This is a genomic window from Sphingopyxis sp., from assembly GCF_034380315.1.
Classification (GTDB): domain Bacteria; phylum Pseudomonadota; class Alphaproteobacteria; order Sphingomonadales; family Sphingomonadaceae; genus Sphingopyxis.
Window position 1 is genome coordinate 357960 of record NZ_JAXMPB010000002.1, and the last position, 18013, is coordinate 375972.

Below are 18013 nucleotides of genomic sequence, written 5' to 3' on the forward strand. Positions count from 1 at the left end.
GAGCCGCCATCATGAAAATCGATTCCACCACCGCAGCCGTCGTGACAGGCGGGGCGTCAGGGCTCGGCCGCGCGACCGCCGAGGCGCTGGCTGCCGCGGGCGTGAAAGTCGCGATCTTCGATATCAATGACGCCCTGGGCGAAGAAGTGGCCGCGTCGATCGGCGGCCTGTTCGTTCACGTCGATATCACCGACGAGCAATCGGTGCTCGACGGTTATACCAAGGCGCGCGCCGCGCATGGCCAGGAACGCATCTGCATTCACTGCGCGATGACCTCGCGCCGCGGAAAGACCCTCGCCTATGACAAGGAAACGGGCGGCTATCGCCGGACCCCGACCGAGGATTACGCCTTTGGTGTCGAGGGGATTTTGACCGCCAGCTATCGCGTCGTATCGATCGCGGCCGAAGGCATGGCCGGCTTGCCCGAAATGGAAGATGGCGAGCGCGGCGCGATCGTGCTCACCGCGTCGGTCGCGGCGCAGGACGGCCAGATCGGGCAGGTGATCTATGGCTCGGCAAAGGCTGGCGTAAACGGCCTTGTCCTGCCGATGGCGCGCGACCTGATGGACCTCGGCATCCGGGTCAATTCGATCATGCCGGGGGTATTCGGCACGCCGCTGCTCAACAATATGAATCCAAAGGTGAAGGAAAGCCTAGAGGCATCGGTCCCCTTCCCCAAACGGCTCGGCAAGGCCGAGGAATATGCGAGTCTGGCGATGGAGATGGTCCGCAACACCTATTTCAACGGTCAGGCGGTCCGTCTCGACGGCGCCATCCGCATGGCACCGCGCTAAGATTCGACAGAAAGGATATCACCATGGCCGAAGCCTATATCATCGACGCCGTCCGCACCCCGCGCGGGATCGGCAAGCCCGGCAAGGGCGCCCTGTCGCACCTTCACCCGCAGCATCTGGCCGCAACCGTTCTTGCGGCGATCCGCGACCGCAACCATCTCGACACCGCGACCGTCGATGACATCGTCTGGTCGACTTCGTCGCAGAACGGCAAGCAGGGCGGCGACCTTGGCCGCATGGCGGCGCTGTCGGCAGGCTATGACACCAAGGCTTCGGGAACCACGCTCGATCGTTTCTGCGGCGGCGGGATCAGTTCGGTCAATTTCGCGGCGGCGAGCGTGATGAGCGGCATGGAGGATTGCGTCATCGCGGGCGGCACCGAAATGATGAGCTATACCAGCGCCCACGCCGCCGAACAGGCGAACGCCGGGCTGCCACCGCGGCTGATGGGTTCGGGGCACGAAGCGCTCGACGCGATGCACCCGCAATCGCATCAGGGCGTGTGCGGCGACGCGATCGCGACCATCGAAGGCATCAGCCGCGAAGCGCTCGACGCCCTCGCGCTGGTGAGCCAGCAGCGCGCCGACCGCGCGATCAGGGAAGGCCGCTTTGCCAGGTCCGTGGTGCCGGTGCACAATCCCGACGGTAGCGTCGCGCTGGACCGCGAGGAGTTTCCACGCCCCGAAACGACCGCCGAGGGGCTCGCCGCGCTCAAACCCAGTTTCGTCGGCCTCGCCGATTTCGACATGGGCGGCGGCTTTACCTTTCGCAAGCAGATCAACCGCCGCTATCCCGACCTAGAGATTCAGCATTTCCATCATGCCGGAAACTCATCCGGTGTGGTCGATGGCGCCGCCGCCATCCTGCTGACATCAAAGGAATATGCCGACAAGAACGGCCTGAAACCCCGCGCGCGGATCGTCGCCTATGCCAACATCGGCGACGACCCCACGCTGATGCTCAACGCCCCGGTGCCCGCCGCAAAGAAAGTGCTGGAAAAGGCGGGACTGACCAAGGACGATATCGATGTGTGGGAGATCAACGAAGCCTTTGCGGTGGTCGCCGAAAAGTTCATCCGCGACCTCGACCTCGATCGTGACAAGGTGAACATCAACGGCGGCGCGATGGCGCTCGGCCACCCCATCGGCGCGACGGGTTCGATCCTGATCGGGACCGCACTCGACGAACTGGACCGATCGGGTGGCCGCTATGGCCTTGTCACCATGTGCGCGGCGGGCGGCATGGCGCCCGCGCTCATCATCGAACGTATATAGTTTCGGCGGCTCAGAAGGGTCCGCGTATCGCGAGCGTCTTCGTCGGACTGTAAAGGTTCACAAACATGGTCGAACCGTCGGGCGAGAAACAAACGCCTGCCGGTTCGGTCTGGACCCGTATCCGGGCAAAGGCATAGACTTCGCCATGGGGAGTGACACCGCGCAGATGGTTGTCGACCGTATCTTCATACTGGTCTTCGCAGACGATCAGATGGCCATTGGGCGCGACTGTCAGATTGTCGCCAAAACTATATTGGGCCGGATCGGTCGATTCGAGGAAAAGCTGCAAACGCCCCGGCATCGCGCGTTCCTTGTCGGTCCCTTCGTGAGCCGAGGGGCGATAGCGCATGATCTGTCCCTGTTTCGACTGACCGCCGGACGTGCAGGTGAAATAGAGTTCGCCATCGCCCCAGTGAATCCCCTCCCCGCGCGCAAAGAGGAGCCCGCCCTTTGCCGCGCCGCGAAACCGCAAATCGTCCGCGGGGCTTTCGGGGTTGTCCAGATCGACCCAGTCGGCGAAATGCCAGCTGCCCGTCTGCATGGCGCGCCCCGCCCAATTGCGACTGTCACCGATGCCGCGGTCAAAAAGCGCCAGCGCCTGCAAACGCCCGCCGCGATGCAGCGACCCGGGAACATCGGGCAGGAAACGATAGAAGAGGCTGTCCTCGCGATCCTCGGTCATATAGACGATCCCCGTCCGTGGATCGACGGCAGCGGCCTCGCGCATGAAGCGTCCCATTGCCTTCAGCGGTTCCGCCTTGACCAGCCTTCCGGCATCAGCCGGCACGTCGAACATCCAGCCGTGGGGCTGACCCACCCCCTTTTCAGGCCCGTCGACGCTTTCCTCGCAGGTCAGCCAGCTGTTCCAGGGTGTCACACCGCCGGCACAATTACGGATCGTGCCGACAAGGCTGAGATATTGGGACTCGACCTCCAGACTGCCGGGATCGAGCACGAGGGTCGTGGTTCCGCCGGGAAGCGCACTTCCGGCCTTGCTGTCGAACGCCTCGGGCGGCGCCACCGCCTGCCCGCCAAACGGGCCTTGCGCGCCGTGTCTCGGCTGCAATTCGTGATTTCTGACCAGCGCGATCTTGCCATTGGGAAGCCGAAAGCATCCCATGCCGTCCGCGCGGTCGGGCACGCGATAACCATCGCTCATGCGCTGCCCGAGTTCAGAGACGATGCGATAGGAAAAGCCCGGCGGCAAATCCACCAGCCCGGCCGGATCGGGTTGCAACGGCCCATAGCCGGGCGTCGTCGCCATCAGGCCGCCAGCGGCGGCGCGGCTCTGGGTGGCGAGGCCCGCGAAAGCAAGGGCAACTCCGGCAAACTGGCGACGGTCAAGCATGAACAATATTCTCCCGGTTACGAACCCATGACGCACTGCGACGCAAATGGGACAAATCAAAGACAGTTGTCGAACGGGCACCGCCGCGATGAATCAGGAAAGAGGAGCATAATATGTCAGGCCCGCTGAAGGGAATCAGGATCATCGAATTCGCTGGAATAGGCCCCGGCCCTTTTTGCGCGATGATGCTCGCCGATCATGGGGCGGACGTTATCCGCATCGATCGGCCCGGCGGATTCCTCGACCCGCGCGACCCGTTATCGCGCAACCGAACCTCGATCGCGCTCGACATGAAGGCGCCGGGCGCCGTCGATGTCGCGCGCGACCTTTGCAAGAGCGCCGACGGCATTATCGAAGGCTATCGCCCCGGCGTCATGGAACGGCTTGGGCTGGGTCCGGACGTCCTTATCGGCGACAATCCCAGGCTTGTTTACGGCCGCATGACCGGCTGGGGACAGTTCGGCCCCTATGCCCAGGCGGCGGGGCATGACATCAACTATATCGCGCTGTCCGGGGTTCTCCACGGCATCGGGCGCGCGGGCGAACGCCCGGTACCGCCGGTCAATTATGTCGGCGATTTCGGCGGCGGGGGCATGATGCTGGCCTTTGGCATGACGAGTGCATTGCTGCATGCCGCGCGGACCGGCGAAGGCCAGGTCATCGATTGCGCGATGACCGACGGCTCGGCGCTGCTCGCGGGAATGACCTGGGGGTTCAAGGCGATGGGACGGCTGAAGGACGAGGCCGGGGTCAATATGCTCGATGGCGGAGCTCATTTCTATGACACCTATGCCTGCGCCGATGGCAAATTCATTTCCATCGGATCGATCGAGCCGCAATTCTATGCGCTGCTGCGTCAAAAGACCGGCCTCGACGCCGATCCTGCCTTCGACGCCCAACTCGATCCGTCGCAATGGGGGCCGCTGAAAGACAAGCTGACGGCGCTCTTCGCGACCAAAAGCCGTGATGCATGGTGCGCGATCATGGAAATGACGGACATATGTTTCGCGCCCGTCCTGTCACTCGACGAGGCACCGAAGCATCCCCATAATGTCGCACGCGAAACCTTTGTCGAGGTCGGCGGTGCGGTTCAGCCGGCGCCCGCCCCGCGCTATTCGGTGACGATGAACGATGAACCGCGCGCCGCACCGCTGGTCGGTGCCGACGCCGAGGCGATTCTGGCCGATCTGGGCTACGACAACTCGAGGATCGCCGCGCTTCAAGAAGGCGGCGCGGTGCGCTGAGCCGCCCCCACCGCGCGCCGCAATTTTTAGCGGCTTGCGCCCGATCATGCTATGAAACAGGAAGCTGGCGAAACGCCGGGAAAGGACAAGATTGCGATGGGTGAGTTTCTGAGTGTCGAGCGGCGGGGCAAGATTGCCATCCTGACGATGGCGAAGCCCGAAAGCATGAACGCGATCGGCACCCATGAGGACTGCCAGGATATCATAGGAACGCTGCAAGAGCTGGGAGAGGATCGCAGCGTCAGCGCGATCATCCTGACCGGTAGCGGAAAGGCGTTCAGTGCGGGCGGCAATCTGAAAGGCATGAAGGATCGTCAGGGAATCGGCGTACTCGACCAGCCCGATTCGACGCGCAGCAATTATCGCAAGGGCGTGCAGGCGGTGATCCGCGCGTTGATGGATTGCGAAATTCCCATGATCGCGGCGGTCAACGGCCATGCCGTCGGATTGGGCTGCGACCTGGCGTGTACCTGCGACATCCGCATTGCGGCGGAAAGCGCCAAATTTGCCTGCAGCTTCGTCAAGGTGGGGATCGTCCCGGGCGACGGCGGCGCCTGGCTGCTGCAAAAAGTTCTGGGCTATCCGCGCGCCGCCGAACTGTTCCTCACCGGCGATCGTTTCGACGCGGCCACAGCGAAGGAATATGGTCTTGTCTCGCAAGTCGTCCCTGACGACGAACTGCTGGACCATGCCATCGCCATCGCCGAACGGATCGTGTGCAACCCACCGCGCGCCCTGCGCCTGACCAAGCGCCTGCTGCGCGAGGCACAGCATAGCCGGATGAGCGACATTCTGGAACTGAGCGCGGCATATCAGGCGATCGTCCATGAAACCGCCGACAATCGCGAGGCGATCGACGCCTTCATCGAAAAGCGCGCGCCGGTGTTCACGGGAGAATGACCATGCTGGCCGATCCGGTCCTGCCCCTGTCGGGCGTCCACAATTTCCGCGATTACGGCGGTTATGCGGTCGAGGGCAGCGGGCAACTGCGTGAAGGCTGGCTCTGGCGCTCGGCGCATCACGAGGCCGCGACCGACGCGGATCTGGCGGCGATCGATGCGCTGGGCCTCGAAACCGTGATCGACCTGCGCGGCGACGACGAACGGGCGCTGCATCCGTGCCGCCGATCCGACAATTTTGCCGCGCGCGTGCTGTTTGCGGAGGGCAATACCGCCGGGCTGGCACCGCACTTGCAAGCCGCACAGGGAGCCATCGACGTCGACACCGCGCGGGCACGGATGGTCGATACCTATGCCGGAATGCCCTATCGCCCGGTACTGGTCGCCACGCTTCGTCTCTATCTCGCCGCACTGGCCGAATATGACGCCCCCAGTCTGGTCCACTGTGTCGCGGGGAAAGACCGCACCGGCTTTGCCGTCGCCATCGTTCACCGGCTGCTCGGTGTGCACGAAGATGACCTGATGCACGATTATCTGCTGACCAACAGCGCGGGCAAGATCGAGGAGCGGATCGCGCAGGGCGGTGCGCATATTCGGGCGCGTTACGGCCGCGAGATTGCGGATGATGCGATCCGCATGCTGATGTCGGTCAATCCGGCCTTTCTGGATGCCGCGCTGGCGACGGTGCGGCGCGACCATGGCGACGTGCCAAGCTATGCGGAGGCGGTGCTGAACGTCACCCCCGCAATGCGCGAGGCCATGATCGACAAGCTGGTGGTGTAAGCCATCCGACCTGCCCGCCCATGCCGGGCGGGCTGGTGCGCTTACCCCTTCACCAGTACCCCGCCCTTGACGACTGCGTCGACGCTTTCAAGCTCGCGGACATTGGCCAGCGGGTCGCCGTCGACCGCGATCATGTCGGCATAGCGCCCGACCGCAATCGCACCGAGATCCTTTTCACGCCCCAGCGCTTCCGCGGCATTGCGCGTGGCCGCCTGGATCGCTTCCATCGGGGTCATCCCATATTCGACCATGACGCGGAATTGTCCGCCGATATCGCTGTGCGGCATCACCCCGGCGTCCGAGGCAAAGACCATGCGGACGCCGGCACGGTGCGCCTTGCGGAAATTGTCGCGCTGGATCTGCGCAATCTCGCGATCCTTGCGCAAATTATCCTCGAGCACGCCGTTTTTCGCGCCCTCGGCCTGGGTATATTCGGTGTTGAAGATATCCATCGCGAACCACACCGGGCGCTTCCGCGCCACCGCCATGCGAATCCCCTCGTCATCGACCAGGCTGGCATGTTCGATCGTATCGATCCCCGCCGCGACAGCCGCGCGAATGCCCGCCGCGCCATGCGCATGGGCCGCAACGCGCAGCCCCCATTGGTGCGCCTCGTCGGCGATGGCGCGCAGCTCGTTTTCGGGCACCTGAAGCTGACCAGGCTCGGTATTGCGGGAGAATACCCCACCGGTCGCGCACACCTTGATCACCTCGGCGCCATATTTGCGTTGGCGCCGGACCTGATAGCGCAGCTCGTCGGGCGTATCGCCGATCCCCTCTTCCTTGCCGTTCGCTTTTTCAAGGCTCGGCGGAAGGAAAGTGCTGTCGCAATGCCCACCGGTCGCCCCGAGCGCATAGCCAGCCGGAACGATGCGCGGCCCGATCGCATAGCCCGCGTCGATCGCCTGTTTCAGCCCGATATCGTTGCGATTGCCCGCCCCGACGTTGCGCACCGTCGTAAAGCCCGCGTGCAGCATGTCGCGCGCATTCTTTACCGCGGTCATGCCCCAGAAGCTGTCGGTGAATTCCAACCCGCGATAACCGCCGATGTCGGCGGGACCGTCCAGATGGACGTGCATATCGATCAGTCCCGGAAGCAAGGTACGGTCACCAAGGTCGATATGCTTGACGCCTTGTCCCCAGCGGACGGTCCGCGCATCGGCCACATTGGTAATGCGGCCATCGGCGCCGACGAAAATCGCCGGATGGTCGACCGTCCTGCCAGTGAGCACGTCAACATAGCGCGCTGCGGTGATCACCGTCTGACCGGCGTCGGCGGCGGCAGCGGATGTCGGGCTCAGTGTCATTCCGGCGACCGCCGCCGCGCCCAATATCGTTCCGATTTTCGCCGTGAAATCCATGTCCGCCGCCCCTTGCGCTCGTCAAATGAGCATGGATGATGGCAAAATCAGTCCGCTCCGAACAGCGAAAAATCACGCAAACAGGATAGCGCGAACGATTCAACGCGCACGGATGAAAAGCCCGACCACGGCAAAGGCGACAGCGGCGCCCAGCAACGTCCCGCCCAGCACATCGGTCGGCCAGTGAACCCCTAGCATCATCCGCGACAAGCCGGTCAGCAGAATGGCCCATGCCGCCGCCCAGGCAGCCATGAAACGGTGACGCGGCGGAACAAGCAACGCCAGCCCGATCGCGACCGCGGCGACGCTGGCTGCATGACCGCTTGGATAGGAAAGATTGGTTACAGGATCGAGGTGCGGCACCACATCGGGCCGCGCGCGCGCGAACAACATTTTCAGCCCGCTCGATGCGATATTGGTGACGGCCGCCATCCCCGCGAGCAGCAGGGCCGCCCGGCGCCCCGCAAAACGCCACAGACCGGCGCAAAACATCAGCACGAGCGCCCAGCGTGCGAGTCCCCCGCCCAGCCAGCTGACCCCTTGCATGAAATCGATCAGCAGGGGCGCGTCCCCCTGCCGCAGCGCGATACTCTGCAACAACTGACGGTCGATGGGGTCTGCAAAGCCAGCCCCCATCATCAGGCTGACCATCAGAAACGCGAGGGCCGCGCCCGCACCAAGACCAAGGCATATGCGCCTTTGCCCATCGGACATCAGCCTCCGCCTCCACGTCGGTGCGCCGACTGGCGGTGGCTGTCGACAAAGGCCGCAAACCGCCGAAGCTGATCGGCCCCACCGTCAAAGTCATTGTCCACAAGCCGTATCGCCTCGATCCGCCCCTGCCGATCATATTCGATCAACAGCGCATGGCGGGCCCGCGCGCCGAGGCGCGCGGAAGACCCGGCGCCATCGGGGGCCAGCCGGTCGGCCCGATCAAAACGCATCGCGCGGACCTGCTCCAAAGCCAGCGGCCCCGAAACCTCGCCATAGCTCGGGTGGAAATGCAAATGCCCGCCCTCCAGCCGCACAGCGGCCGCCCGCGAGAACAGGCGTGCACCATGCCTGCCGGCAAACAGCAGCGCCGCGCCGCCAGCCACGACCGCGATGATGATACGGATCGAATCGACCGGGCTGTCACGATGCGCCGGCGGTGGCAGGAGGAGCCCTCCGGGCGCCTCGATCATCGAAGCGGGTCGATTGCGTTCGGCATGCATCGCATAGGCGACCGCCAGGCCGGCCAGCCCGACGCCCAAAAAGAACAGCGATTTCACCATGCTTCCCGCACGGGAAAAATAGAGGATCGATGGCGTCATTCGAGCAGCGTGGCCGAAAGAGACGGGCCGGGCAAGCGCCCGGCGCACCGCGACCGGCTAGGCACGATGCTTTTGGGATCGAGGCAGCGCGCCGCGGCGGCGGCAAGCGGCAATAGCGCTGCTACCGAAACCGCAAAGCGCGCCCCTCAACCCAAATCAGATGTGCAACGCGCGCCCATAGGCGCCGAGGACGCTTTCGTGCATCGCCTCGCTGATCGTCGGATGCGGGAAGACGGTGTGCAGGAAATCTTCCTCGACCAGTTCGGCGGTCTTGCCGATGGTATAACCCTGGATCATCTCGGTGACTTCGGCGCCGACCATATGCGCGCCGAGCAGTTCGCCCGTTTTCGCGTCGAACACCGTCTTCACGAACCCCTCGGCCTCGCCGAGCGCGATCGCCTTGCCATTGCCGATGAAGGGGAAGTTCCCGACGCGCACCTCGTGCCCGGCCTCCTTCGCCTTCGCTTCGGTCAAACCGACCGACGCGATCTGCGGATGGCAATAGGTACAGCCGGGGATGTTGCGCGCATCCATGGGGTGCGGGTGGACATCCTTGTTGCCCAGTTCCTGCGCGATGGCTTCGGCCGCGATCACGCCCTCATGGCTCGCCTTGTGCGCAAGCCACGGCGGCGCCGTCACGTCGCCAATCGCCCAAAGACCCTTTACATTGGTGCGACAATAGGGGTCGGTGTCGATATGTCCCTTGGTTGTCGCCACGCCCAGCGTGTCGAGGCCGATATTCTCGGTATTGGGAACGATGCCGATGGCGACGATCGCGTGGCTATATTCGTTGGCCTGGACCTTGCCGTCTTTCGTCTTGATCTTCGCTGAAACGCCGGTCGCGCTGACCTTCAGCTCTTCGACCCCGGCACCGGTCAGAATGGTCATGCCCTGCTTCTTCAGCGATTTTTCGAGGAAGGTCGACACATCGGCATCCTCGACCGGCACGATGCGGTCGAGCATTTCGACGACCGTGACATCGGCGCCCATGTCGTTGTAGAAGCTTGCAAATTCAATGCCGATTGCACCCGACCCGATGACGAGCAGTTTTTTCGGCATCTCGGGGGGCGTCATCGCATGGCGATAGGTCCAGACACGCTTGCCGTCGGCGGGCGCGAACGGCAGGTCGCGCGCGCGCGCGCCGGTTGCGACAATGATGTGCTTCGCCGAGAGCGTCTCGGTGCCCTTGTCCCCCGACACCTCCAGCTTGTCGGGCGCCGTGAGCTTGCCCGTGCCCATGTGGACGGCGATCTTGTTCTTTTTCATCAGGTGCGTGACGCCCTGATTAAGCTGCTTTGCAACGCCGCGCGAGCGCTTGACCACTGCCTCGATGTCGGCACTGATGCTCGCCGCGGCGAGACCGTAATCCTTCGCATGCTGCATATAATGATAGATTTCGGCCGAGCGCAGCAGCGCCTTGGTCGGAATGCAGCCCCAGTTGAGGCAGATGCCGCCGAGCAGTTCACGCTCGACAATCGCGGTCTTGAGCCCCAGCTGCGCCCCGCGGATCGCGGCGACATAGCCGCCGGGACCCGAACCGAGGACGATAAGGTCGTAATTGGTGTCCGCCATGTTACGCCACCAGTCCCAGCGGGTTTTCGACAATCTGCTTGAACGCCTGCATCAGCTGTGCGCCGTCGGCGCCGTCGATCGCCCGGTGATCGAAGCTGCCGGTCGCCGACATCACGGTCGCGATCGCCAGCGCGTCGTCGACGATGAAAGGACGCTTTTCGCCCGCGCCGATCGCCATGATCATGCCCTGCGGCGGGTTGATGACGGCTTCGAACTGCTTGATGCCGAACATGCCCATGTTCGACAGGCTGGCGGTGCCGCCCTGATATTCCTGCGGCTGGAGCTTGCCTTCCTTGGCGCGGCCCGCGAGTTCCTTCATCTCGGTCGAAATCTTGCTCACCGCCTTTTCGTCGGCCCCGACGATGATCGGGGTGATCAGACCCGCCGGGACGCTGACCGCGACCGAAATGTCGGCGCGTTCATAGCTGATGAGCTGGTCGCCCGCGAAGCTGACGTTGCACTTGGGCACCTGGATCAGCGCCTTGGCAAGCGCCTTGATCAAGAGGTCGTTGACGCTGAGCTTGACGCCTTGCGGTTCGAGCGCCGCATTGAGTTCGCCGCGCAGTTTCAGCAGCTTGTCGAGCTGGACGTCGACCGTCAGATAGATGTGCGGGACCTGTTGCTTGCTCTCGGTCAGGCGCCGCGCGATGGTCTTGCGCATGTTGCTGAGCTTTTCCGCGCTGTGCGGAATATCGGTCGTGAACGGCTGAGCGGGCGCCGAAGCGGCCGCGACCGGCGCGGCGGACGACGCAGCGGCCGCAGGCGCCGGTGCGGCAGCGCCTGCGCCTGCGCCTGCGCCTTCCAGATCCGCCTTGACGATACGCCCGCCGGGGCCGGTGCCGGTCAGTGCCGCGAGGTCGATTCCGCGTTCGGCGGCGAGGCGCTTGGCGAGCGGGCTTGCCTTGATACGATCACCCGAAGCGGCGGGCGGAGCGGCAACGGGGGCCGCTGGTGCCGGGGCCGGGGCCGGGGCGGCCTCAGTCTTTGCGGCGGGAGCCGGCGCGGGCGCGGGAGCCGGAGCTGGAGCCGCTTTGGCGCTGGCCGCATCTTCGCCCTCGCCAGCGATCACCGCGATGACCGCGCCGACTTTGACATTGTCGGTGCCTTCGGGAACCAGAATTTGCGCGATGGTTCCTTCGTCGACCGCCTCGAATTCCATCGTGGCCTTGTCGGTTTCGATTTCGGCCAGCAGATCGCCCGAACGGACGCTGTCGCCTTCCTTCACCAACCATTTGGCAAGCGTCCCTTCCTCCATGGTCGGCGAAAGGGCGGGCATTTTCAGTTCGATCGGCATCGTAGGATTCGTCCCTCGTCAGTCTGGCTGGCGGCGCTTGCCGCTACGGTTTCTCCCTCGCCATAAGCGGTGCTTCGGTCAAGGTCTATCGGGTGAAACTTGCCTTTCATACGAATGTGACGCACTCTCGCGCCCATCAAAAATACGGGGGGTCGATCGTGCGGACATATTTGGTGGTGATCGATGACAGCCCCGAATCCTCGCTGGCGCTGCGTTTTGCCGCGCGGCGCGCGGCCCGAACCGGGGGCGGTGTCATCGTGCTGGCGATCGTGCAGCCGCAGGATTTCCTGGCCTTTAGCGGGGTGCAGGCGACCATCGAGGCCGAAGCCCGCGAACATGCCGAAGGGCTGGTCGCCGCCGCCGCCGACGCGGTGGTACAGGAAGCCAATGTCACGCCGCAGATCATGGTCAAATCGGGCAAACCGGTGGAGATCGTACGCGATGTCATCAGCGGCAATGAAGCGATCGCAGCGCTGGTGCTGGGCACTGCCGCAAGCGGCGCGCCGGGGCCGCTGGTCGCGCATTTCACCGGGCATGATGCGGGAACCCTGCCATGCCCGGTGATGGTCGTGCCGGGCGGGATAGACATCGCCCGGCTGGATGAACTGAGCTAGACGCGCGCAGCCCGCGGCAAGGCGGCAGCGCCCCGCATTTCCAACAGTGCAAAGATCAGGACGACGATTGCCTGCCCGGCCACCAGAAGGGCGCCGGGCCATGCCATCGTGCCCCAATATAGCGACAGCACTCCGGCGCTCGCCGCGACCCAACCCAGATTGCCGAACGCAATCAGATGGACGAGCCCCGCGCTCACCGGCTGGCGAAAGGCCGTCGTCAGCATCAGGAGCGCCGAGGCGAGGCATATCCATCCGGCAATTGCCACGAGCGCCGGGGGCAAACCCAGCAGCGCGGACACCGCAGCGGTGGCGAGCACGCACAAGAGGAACATCACGGCACAGGTGATCGCATCGGCGATCAGTACATTCTTGAGATGAAAGAGCGACATGTTCATTCTCCTTTCGAATGACCGCCATGTCGCGCGGAAAATGCGGCGCGTCGATTACGTCACAGGTAATGGAAACGACGAAACGACCGGTATATTTCGGCGGACATCAAGGGAGATTGTCATGCATGCCGCAAAGGCCCCGCCGCTCGGCGAACTGCTCCGCGATTGGCGCAATCGGCGCCGCATGAGCCAGATGGACCTCGCGCTCGAAACGCAGATTTCGACGCGCCACCTGAGCTTCATCGAAACCGGCCGGTCGAAACCAAGCGCGCCGCTGATCGAGCGCCTCGCCGATGGGCTTGCCCTACCCCACCGCGCCCGCAACGCGATGTTGCTGGCGGCGGGCCACGCCCCCCACTATCGCGAGCGCCCGCTCGACAGTCCCGAAATGGATGGGATGAAGCGCATCGTCGAACATGTGCTGCGCGGCCATGAACCCTATCCGGCGCTGGCGGTCGATCGGCACTGGAACATGATCGCCGCCAACGCCGCCATCGCGTTGCTGACACGCGGCGTCGCACCCGCCTTGCTCGAGCCTCCGGTCAATGTGCTGCGCCTTGCCCTCCACCCCGACGGCCTTGCACCGGCGATCGTCAATATCGCCGAGTGGCGTCAGCATATTCTCGACCGGCTGGACGGACAGATCGAAGCGACCGCCGACAATGGCCTGGCCGCGCTGCGCGACGAACTCGCCGACTATGGCGTCGGCGGCGACACGAACGCCAATATGGAAGGGGACAAGACCGCGAACGACATCGCTGTCCCGTTGATCCTCGACACCCCGGTCGGGCGCTTGTCGTTCGTTTCGACCGTGACCCTGTTCGGCACCCCGGTCGACATCACCCTGTCCGAACTCGCCATCGAAGCCTTTTTCCCGGCGGACGCCGAAAGCGCGCGCCTGTTGAATCAGCTTGGACAGAACGCCCGTTCATAGCGTCGGTTTGAAGGAACCTTGCCGCAGGGTGCCACGTTTCCTTTTCGCACTGCAAGAACCGACGGAGGAAACCACCGTGGAAATATGGGCCCTACCCGCGTTGATGGCACTGCTCATACTTTGCTGCCTCGCCAGCGGCATCTGGCTGGTACTGCACCTGACCGCTGTCACGACCCTGTTTCGCGGAAAGGCCGATATCGTACCCGCGCCCCGGCGCCCGCGCGCTTCCGCGCCCGCGGTCATCATCGCGCTTTCCGTCTTTGGCAGCAGCCTGTTCGGAATTTTCGCATCGCAGCTCGCCGTGTTCAACAGCTGAGCAGGAGGGCGCGATCGGGCGACGCAGTGATTAGCGCCGCCGTCCCTGATGGCGAATATTGGCGGGTCTGCCGCGCCGACCCACGACATGCTTGCCCTTTCCGTCCCGGCGTGGCGGGCGCTTGACACCGCCCCCCGAAGGCGCGTCGGGCAGTTCATAACGCAGCGCCCCGCTGATCGGATTGGCTTCCATCAAACGCAGGTCGAGCCGCTGGCCCACGCCATAGCTGATCCGCCCATGTTCGCTGTCGAGCGTGCGCGCCGCCTCGTTGTAAAAGAAGCGCTCGCTGCCCAGCATCGAAACCGGGACAAGACCGTCCCCGCCAAGCCCATCGACCGTCGCGAAAAAGCCGAACGGCTGGACCCCCGTTATCCGTGCCGGGACGATCTCTCCCACCTTTGTCGCAAGATAGGCGGCGACATAGCGGTCGATCGTTTCGCGCTCGGCCTCCATCGCGCGGCGTTCGAGCGCGCTGATCGCTTCGCCGATCCGCGACAGCCCCTTGCGGTCGGCCTCGCCAAGCCCGCTGCGCTCGGGCACGCCCTTCGTCTTGATCGGAACCTCCAGCTTGTACGCATCGACAAGCGCACGGTGGACGACAAGATCGGCGTAGCGGCGGATCGGTGAGGTGAAATGCGCGTAAGAGCCTAGCGCCAAGCCGAAATGCCCCGCATTCGCGGGTCCGTAATAGGCCTGCGTCTGGCTGCGCAATATGGCCTCCATAATCTCCGGAAGCCGGTCGTCGCCGGAAAAGCCGTCGATCAGACGGTTGAACACGGCGGGGGTGATGACCTGCCCCAACGCGAAATTCTGGTCGAAAGTGTCCAGATAATCTTTCAGGCTGACAAGCTTCTCGCGGCTCGGCGGCTCGTGAATGCGGTACATCACCGGCGACTTCTTCGCTTCCAGCGCTTTCGCCGCCGCGACATTCGCCGCGATCATATAATCTTCGATCAGCCGATGCGCATCGAGCCGCTCGCGGACACGGATTTCGGCGATATTGCCCTGTTCGTCGAGCATCACCTGCCGCTCGGGCAAGTCAAGGTCGAGCGGAGCGCGCGCGTCGCGCGCCTTCGCCAGCAGCGTCCAACACCCCCACAGATGCTGCAGGGCGGGCAGAACCTCATCGTCCCAATCCGCCTTGGGAACCGCCGTATCATGGGCCGCCTGGGCATCTTCATAGGCGATATTCGCGCGCAGCCGCACAAGCGCACGCGCAAAGCGCCACGCCGTCACCCGCCCATGGCTGTCGACGACGAGATGGCACGCCATGGCCGCGCGATCCTGCCCCGCCTTGAGCGAGCACATTCCCGCCGACAAGGTTTCGGGCAGCATCGGAACCACGCGGTCGGGGAAATAGACGCTGTTGCCGCGGCGCCGCGCCTCCCGGTCGAGCGCGCCATCGGGCCGGACATAATAGCTGACATCGGCGATCGCGACGATCGCGCGCCAGCCACCCTTGTTCGCAGGATCCTCGTCGGGTGCCGCCCAGACGGCATCGTCATGATCGCGGGCATCGCGCGGATCGATGGCCAGGATGGGAAGATCGCGCAGGTCCTCGCGCCCGTCGGCAGCAAGCGGCAACGTCGCAGCCTTTTCCGCCTCGGCGAGCGTTTCGTCACCAAAGACATGCGGAATCTCGTGCCGCGCGATCGCGATCATGCTGAGTGAACGTGGCGCGAAAGGGTCGCCGATACGGTCGATCACCCGCGCCTTGGTCGCGGGACCGCGTCCCGAAAGTTCAGCGCGCACCAGATCGCCGATGGCGGCATCCCCCATGTCGGAAACCGCAAAGTCGAAACGCGCGCGCTTGTCGGCGGGGCGCAGCCAGGTCATCGGCTTGCCCCCCGGGCCGGTATCGGCGACGAGCACCCCGATGACGCTCTCGCCGCCCGCCTGAAGCTTTTTCATCGGATGCGCGACATGGCCGCTGCCACGCTCCTCGGTCCGGGCGAGGATACGGTCGCCGATGCCAAGCGCGCCCCGCCGCCCCTTTTCCATCACGCGCAGTCGCGGTGGTGGGGTGCTGCCTTCCCACCGATCGGGGACTGCCCAGACGGCATCGCCCTCGACCGCCGCGACGCGCAGCACGGTGACGCGCGGCAAGCCGCCATGTTTGTGAAAGGCGCGTCCCGGCGCCATGTCGACGACACCCTCGTCGGTCATGTCCTTCAGCAATGCCTTCAACGCGATCTTGTCTGCACCGCGCAGCGCGAAATGCTTTGCGATCTCGCGCTTGCCGATCGCGCCGGGACTCTCCTCGATGAAACGCAGGATGTCGTCGCGCGAAGGAAGCCCGGCGGGCTGCGGCCGTTTGGGACCTTTTGCCAATTAATAGGTCCGCCCGATCAGCACGCGCTCGACCGCCGGTTCGCCGGTAAAGAAGCACGCACCATCGGCAGGCGCAGCATCGAGCGGCGTATTGCGCATCGTCAGCTTGAGCGCCTTCAGCTTTTCCACCACCGCATCGAGCGCGGCGCCGGTCGGGCGCGACCATTGCACCTCGACCCAGCCGACAAATTTGTCGTCGCCCGAAAAATGCGCCGCAAGGTCGGCAACGTCGCGGCGGATGTTGGAATAAAGCCGTTCTTTCGCCTCGGCATAAAGGCTTTGCTGAATCTCTTGCAGCATCGCGACCGCCGCCGCGGTGAAATCATCCTTGGCCAGGAAGGCGGTGTTGAGCTTGCCGTCATCCTTGTACAGCCGGTCGCGGCGGATGGCCGCGACATTGCCGTTCGCAACATCGCGCGGGCCGATCTCGAGGATGATCGGCGCGCCCTTCTTGACCCAGCCCCAACGCTTGGTCTGCGCCTTGTTGGCACTGGAATCGAGAAGCACGCGCACCGGCTCGCGGAAGGCATCAAGCGCCTTCAGCTCGGTTTCGAGCGCGCGGCAATAATCGAGGATGGCGGCGTCTTCGTCATTGTCGCGCAGCATCGGCACGATGACGATCTGATGCGGCGCGATGCGCGGCGGACAGCGAAGCCCATCGTCATCGCCGTGCGTCATGATCACGCCGCCGATCATACGGGTCGATGTGCCCCAGCTCGTCGTGTGACACAGGCTGTGGCCGCCCTCCTTGTCCTGATAGCGGATGTTCGCCGCCTCGGCGAAGCCCGTCCCCAGATAATGCGAGGTGCCGGCCTGGAGCGCCTTGCCGTCCTGCATCATCGCTTCGATGGAATAGGTCGCGACGGCGCCAGGAAAGCGTTCATTCTCTGGTTTCTCGCCCGCGATGACCGGCATCGCCAGGACGTCTTCGGCAAAGCCGCGATACATTTCGAGCGCGCGCAGCGTTTCGGCCATCGCATCATCCCTGTCGGCGTGAGCGGTATGCCCCTCCTGCCACAGGAATTCGCTGGTCCGCAGGAACATGCGGGTCCGCATTTCCCAGCGCACGACATTCGCCCATTGATTGACCTTCAGCGGCAGGTCGCGCCAGCTCTGAACCCAGCGGCTCATCGCCGAACCGATCACCGTTTCGGATGTCGGGCGGACAATCAGCGGCTCTTCCAGCTTTGCCTCGGGATCGGGAACCAGCTTGCCCTTGCCATCCGCGATCAGGCGGTGATGCGTGACGACTGCCATCTCCTTGGCAAAGCCGTCGACATGGTCGGCCTCTTTCTCGAAAAAGCTCAGGGGAATGAACAGCGGAAAATAGGCGTTCTGAACCCCCGCATCCTTGATGCTCGCATCCATCACCTTCTGGATGCGTTCCCAGATGCCATATCCCCACGGCTTGATCACCATACAGCCGCGCACGCCCGATTCCTCGGCAAGGTCGGCTTCGGCAATGACATCCTGATACCAGGCCGCGAAGTCGGCCTGCCGGGTTACGCTGAGCGCATGTTTGACCATGATATTCTTGTTTTCCGTCG

Annotated in this window: 17 protein-coding genes; 8 read left to right on the top strand and 9 right to left on the bottom strand. The window is 64.2% G+C overall.

Annotated features, from left to right (window positions below):
• The first annotated feature begins 11 nt into the window (after window positions 1-11).
• Together U0S50_RS04785 and U0S50_RS04790 are read left to right on the top strand one after the other, a co-directional pair.
• Window positions 12-794, top strand: coding sequence for an SDR family NAD(P)-dependent oxidoreductase (locus U0S50_RS04785; protein WP_322307617.1), 783 nt, complete (start codon window positions 12-14; stop codon window positions 792-794).
• 23 nt (window positions 795-817) lie between these two features.
• Window positions 818-2068 (top strand): acetyl-CoA C-acetyltransferase, encoded by a 1251-nt coding sequence (locus U0S50_RS04790; RefSeq protein ID WP_322307618.1) that lies wholly within the window; start codon window positions 818-820, stop codon window positions 2066-2068.
• 10 nt (window positions 2069-2078) lie between these two features.
• Here U0S50_RS04790 and U0S50_RS04795 read toward each other — a convergent pair whose 3' ends face one another.
• Window positions 2079-3416: an alkaline phosphatase PhoX gene (locus U0S50_RS04795; protein WP_322307619.1), complete on the bottom strand. Its 1338-nt coding sequence runs from the start codon at window positions 3414-3416 to the stop codon at window positions 2079-2081.
• A 113-nt stretch (window positions 3417-3529) separates the two neighbouring features.
• On the opposite strand from U0S50_RS04795, the gene U0S50_RS04800 reads away from it, so the two are divergent.
• The 3 genes from U0S50_RS04800 (at window position 3530) to U0S50_RS04810 (ending at window position 6342) form a co-directional block, all read left to right on the top strand.
• Window positions 3530-4660 carry a CaiB/BaiF CoA-transferase family protein gene (locus U0S50_RS04800; protein WP_322307620.1) on the top strand — a complete coding sequence of 377 codons (1131 nt, stop codon included), beginning with the start codon at window positions 3530-3532 and terminating at the stop codon, window positions 4658-4660.
• A 96-nt stretch (window positions 4661-4756) separates the two neighbouring features.
• The gene (locus U0S50_RS04805) at window positions 4757-5560 is read left to right on the top strand and encodes a crotonase/enoyl-CoA hydratase family protein (protein ID WP_416194960.1); all 804 of its coding nucleotides are present in this window, start codon (window positions 4757-4759) and stop codon (window positions 5558-5560) included.
• Between the two features lie 2 nt (window positions 5561-5562).
• Complete coding sequence (locus tag U0S50_RS04810) at window positions 5563-6342, top strand: tyrosine-protein phosphatase (protein ID WP_322307622.1); 780 nt, start codon at window positions 5563-5565, stop codon at window positions 6340-6342.
• Between the two features lie 41 nt (window positions 6343-6383).
• On the opposite strand, the gene U0S50_RS04815 is transcribed toward U0S50_RS04810, so the two are convergent.
• The 5 genes from U0S50_RS04815 to U0S50_RS04835 all read right to left on the bottom strand — a co-directional run bounded on the left by U0S50_RS04815 (window position 6384) and on the right by U0S50_RS04835 (window position 11882).
• Window positions 6384-7703, bottom strand: coding sequence for a metal-dependent hydrolase family protein (locus tag U0S50_RS04815; protein WP_322307623.1), 1320 nt, complete (start codon window positions 7701-7703; stop codon window positions 6384-6386).
• A gap of 99 nt (window positions 7704-7802) precedes the next feature.
• Window positions 7803-8417: a phosphatase PAP2 family protein gene (locus U0S50_RS04820; protein ID WP_322307624.1), complete on the bottom strand. Its 615-nt coding sequence runs from the start codon at window positions 8415-8417 to the stop codon at window positions 7803-7805.
• On the bottom strand, window positions 8417-9016 hold the full coding sequence (locus U0S50_RS04825) for a hypothetical protein (protein ID WP_322307625.1): 600 nt from the start codon (window positions 9014-9016) through the stop codon (window positions 8417-8419). The genes U0S50_RS04820 and U0S50_RS04825 overlap by 1 nt, the downstream gene beginning before the upstream one ends.
• 156 nt (window positions 9017-9172) lie before the next feature.
• On the bottom strand, window positions 9173-10588 hold the full coding sequence (lpdA, locus tag U0S50_RS04830) for a dihydrolipoyl dehydrogenase (protein WP_322307848.1): 1416 nt from the start codon (window positions 10586-10588) through the stop codon (window positions 9173-9175).
• Between the two features lies 1 nt (window position 10589).
• On the bottom strand, window positions 10590-11882 hold the full coding sequence (locus U0S50_RS04835) for a pyruvate dehydrogenase complex dihydrolipoamide acetyltransferase (RefSeq protein ID WP_322307626.1): 1293 nt from the start codon (window positions 11880-11882) through the stop codon (window positions 10590-10592).
• 158 nt (window positions 11883-12040) lie between these two features.
• Between U0S50_RS04835 and U0S50_RS04840 the strand changes: the two genes are divergently transcribed.
• Entirely contained in the window at window positions 12041-12496 is a 456-nt protein-coding gene (locus U0S50_RS04840) for a universal stress protein (RefSeq protein ID WP_322307627.1), read from the top strand.
• On the opposite strand, the gene U0S50_RS04845 is transcribed toward U0S50_RS04840, so the two are convergent.
• On the bottom strand, window positions 12493-12885 hold the full coding sequence (locus U0S50_RS04845) for a hypothetical protein (protein ID WP_322307628.1): 393 nt from the start codon (window positions 12883-12885) through the stop codon (window positions 12493-12495). The two genes, U0S50_RS04840 and U0S50_RS04845, sit on opposite strands and share 4 nt — an antisense overlap.
• 121 nt (window positions 12886-13006) lie before the next feature.
• On the opposite strand from U0S50_RS04845, the gene U0S50_RS04850 reads away from it, so the two are divergent.
• Together U0S50_RS04850 and U0S50_RS04855 are read left to right on the top strand one after the other, a co-directional pair.
• Window positions 13007-13819 (top strand): helix-turn-helix transcriptional regulator, encoded by an 813-nt coding sequence (locus U0S50_RS04850; protein ID WP_322307629.1) that lies wholly within the window; start codon window positions 13007-13009, stop codon window positions 13817-13819.
• A gap of 76 nt (window positions 13820-13895) precedes the next feature.
• A complete protein-coding gene (locus tag U0S50_RS04855; protein WP_322307630.1) occupies window positions 13896-14135 on the top strand; it encodes a hypothetical protein in 240 nt (79 codons plus the stop codon).
• A gap of 30 nt (window positions 14136-14165) precedes the next feature.
• On the opposite strand, the gene U0S50_RS04860 is transcribed toward U0S50_RS04855, so the two are convergent.
• Together U0S50_RS04860 and proS are read right to left on the bottom strand one after the other, a co-directional pair.
• Window positions 14166-16466: a VacB/RNase II family 3'-5' exoribonuclease gene (locus U0S50_RS04860; protein WP_322307631.1), complete on the bottom strand. Its 2301-nt coding sequence runs from the start codon at window positions 16464-16466 to the stop codon at window positions 14166-14168.
• Window positions 16467-17993, bottom strand: a complete 1527-nt coding sequence (proS, locus tag U0S50_RS04865) for a proline--tRNA ligase (RefSeq protein ID WP_322307632.1) — start codon at window positions 17991-17993, stop codon at window positions 16467-16469. It lies immediately after the preceding gene.
• Window positions 17994-18013 lie beyond the last annotated feature (20 nt).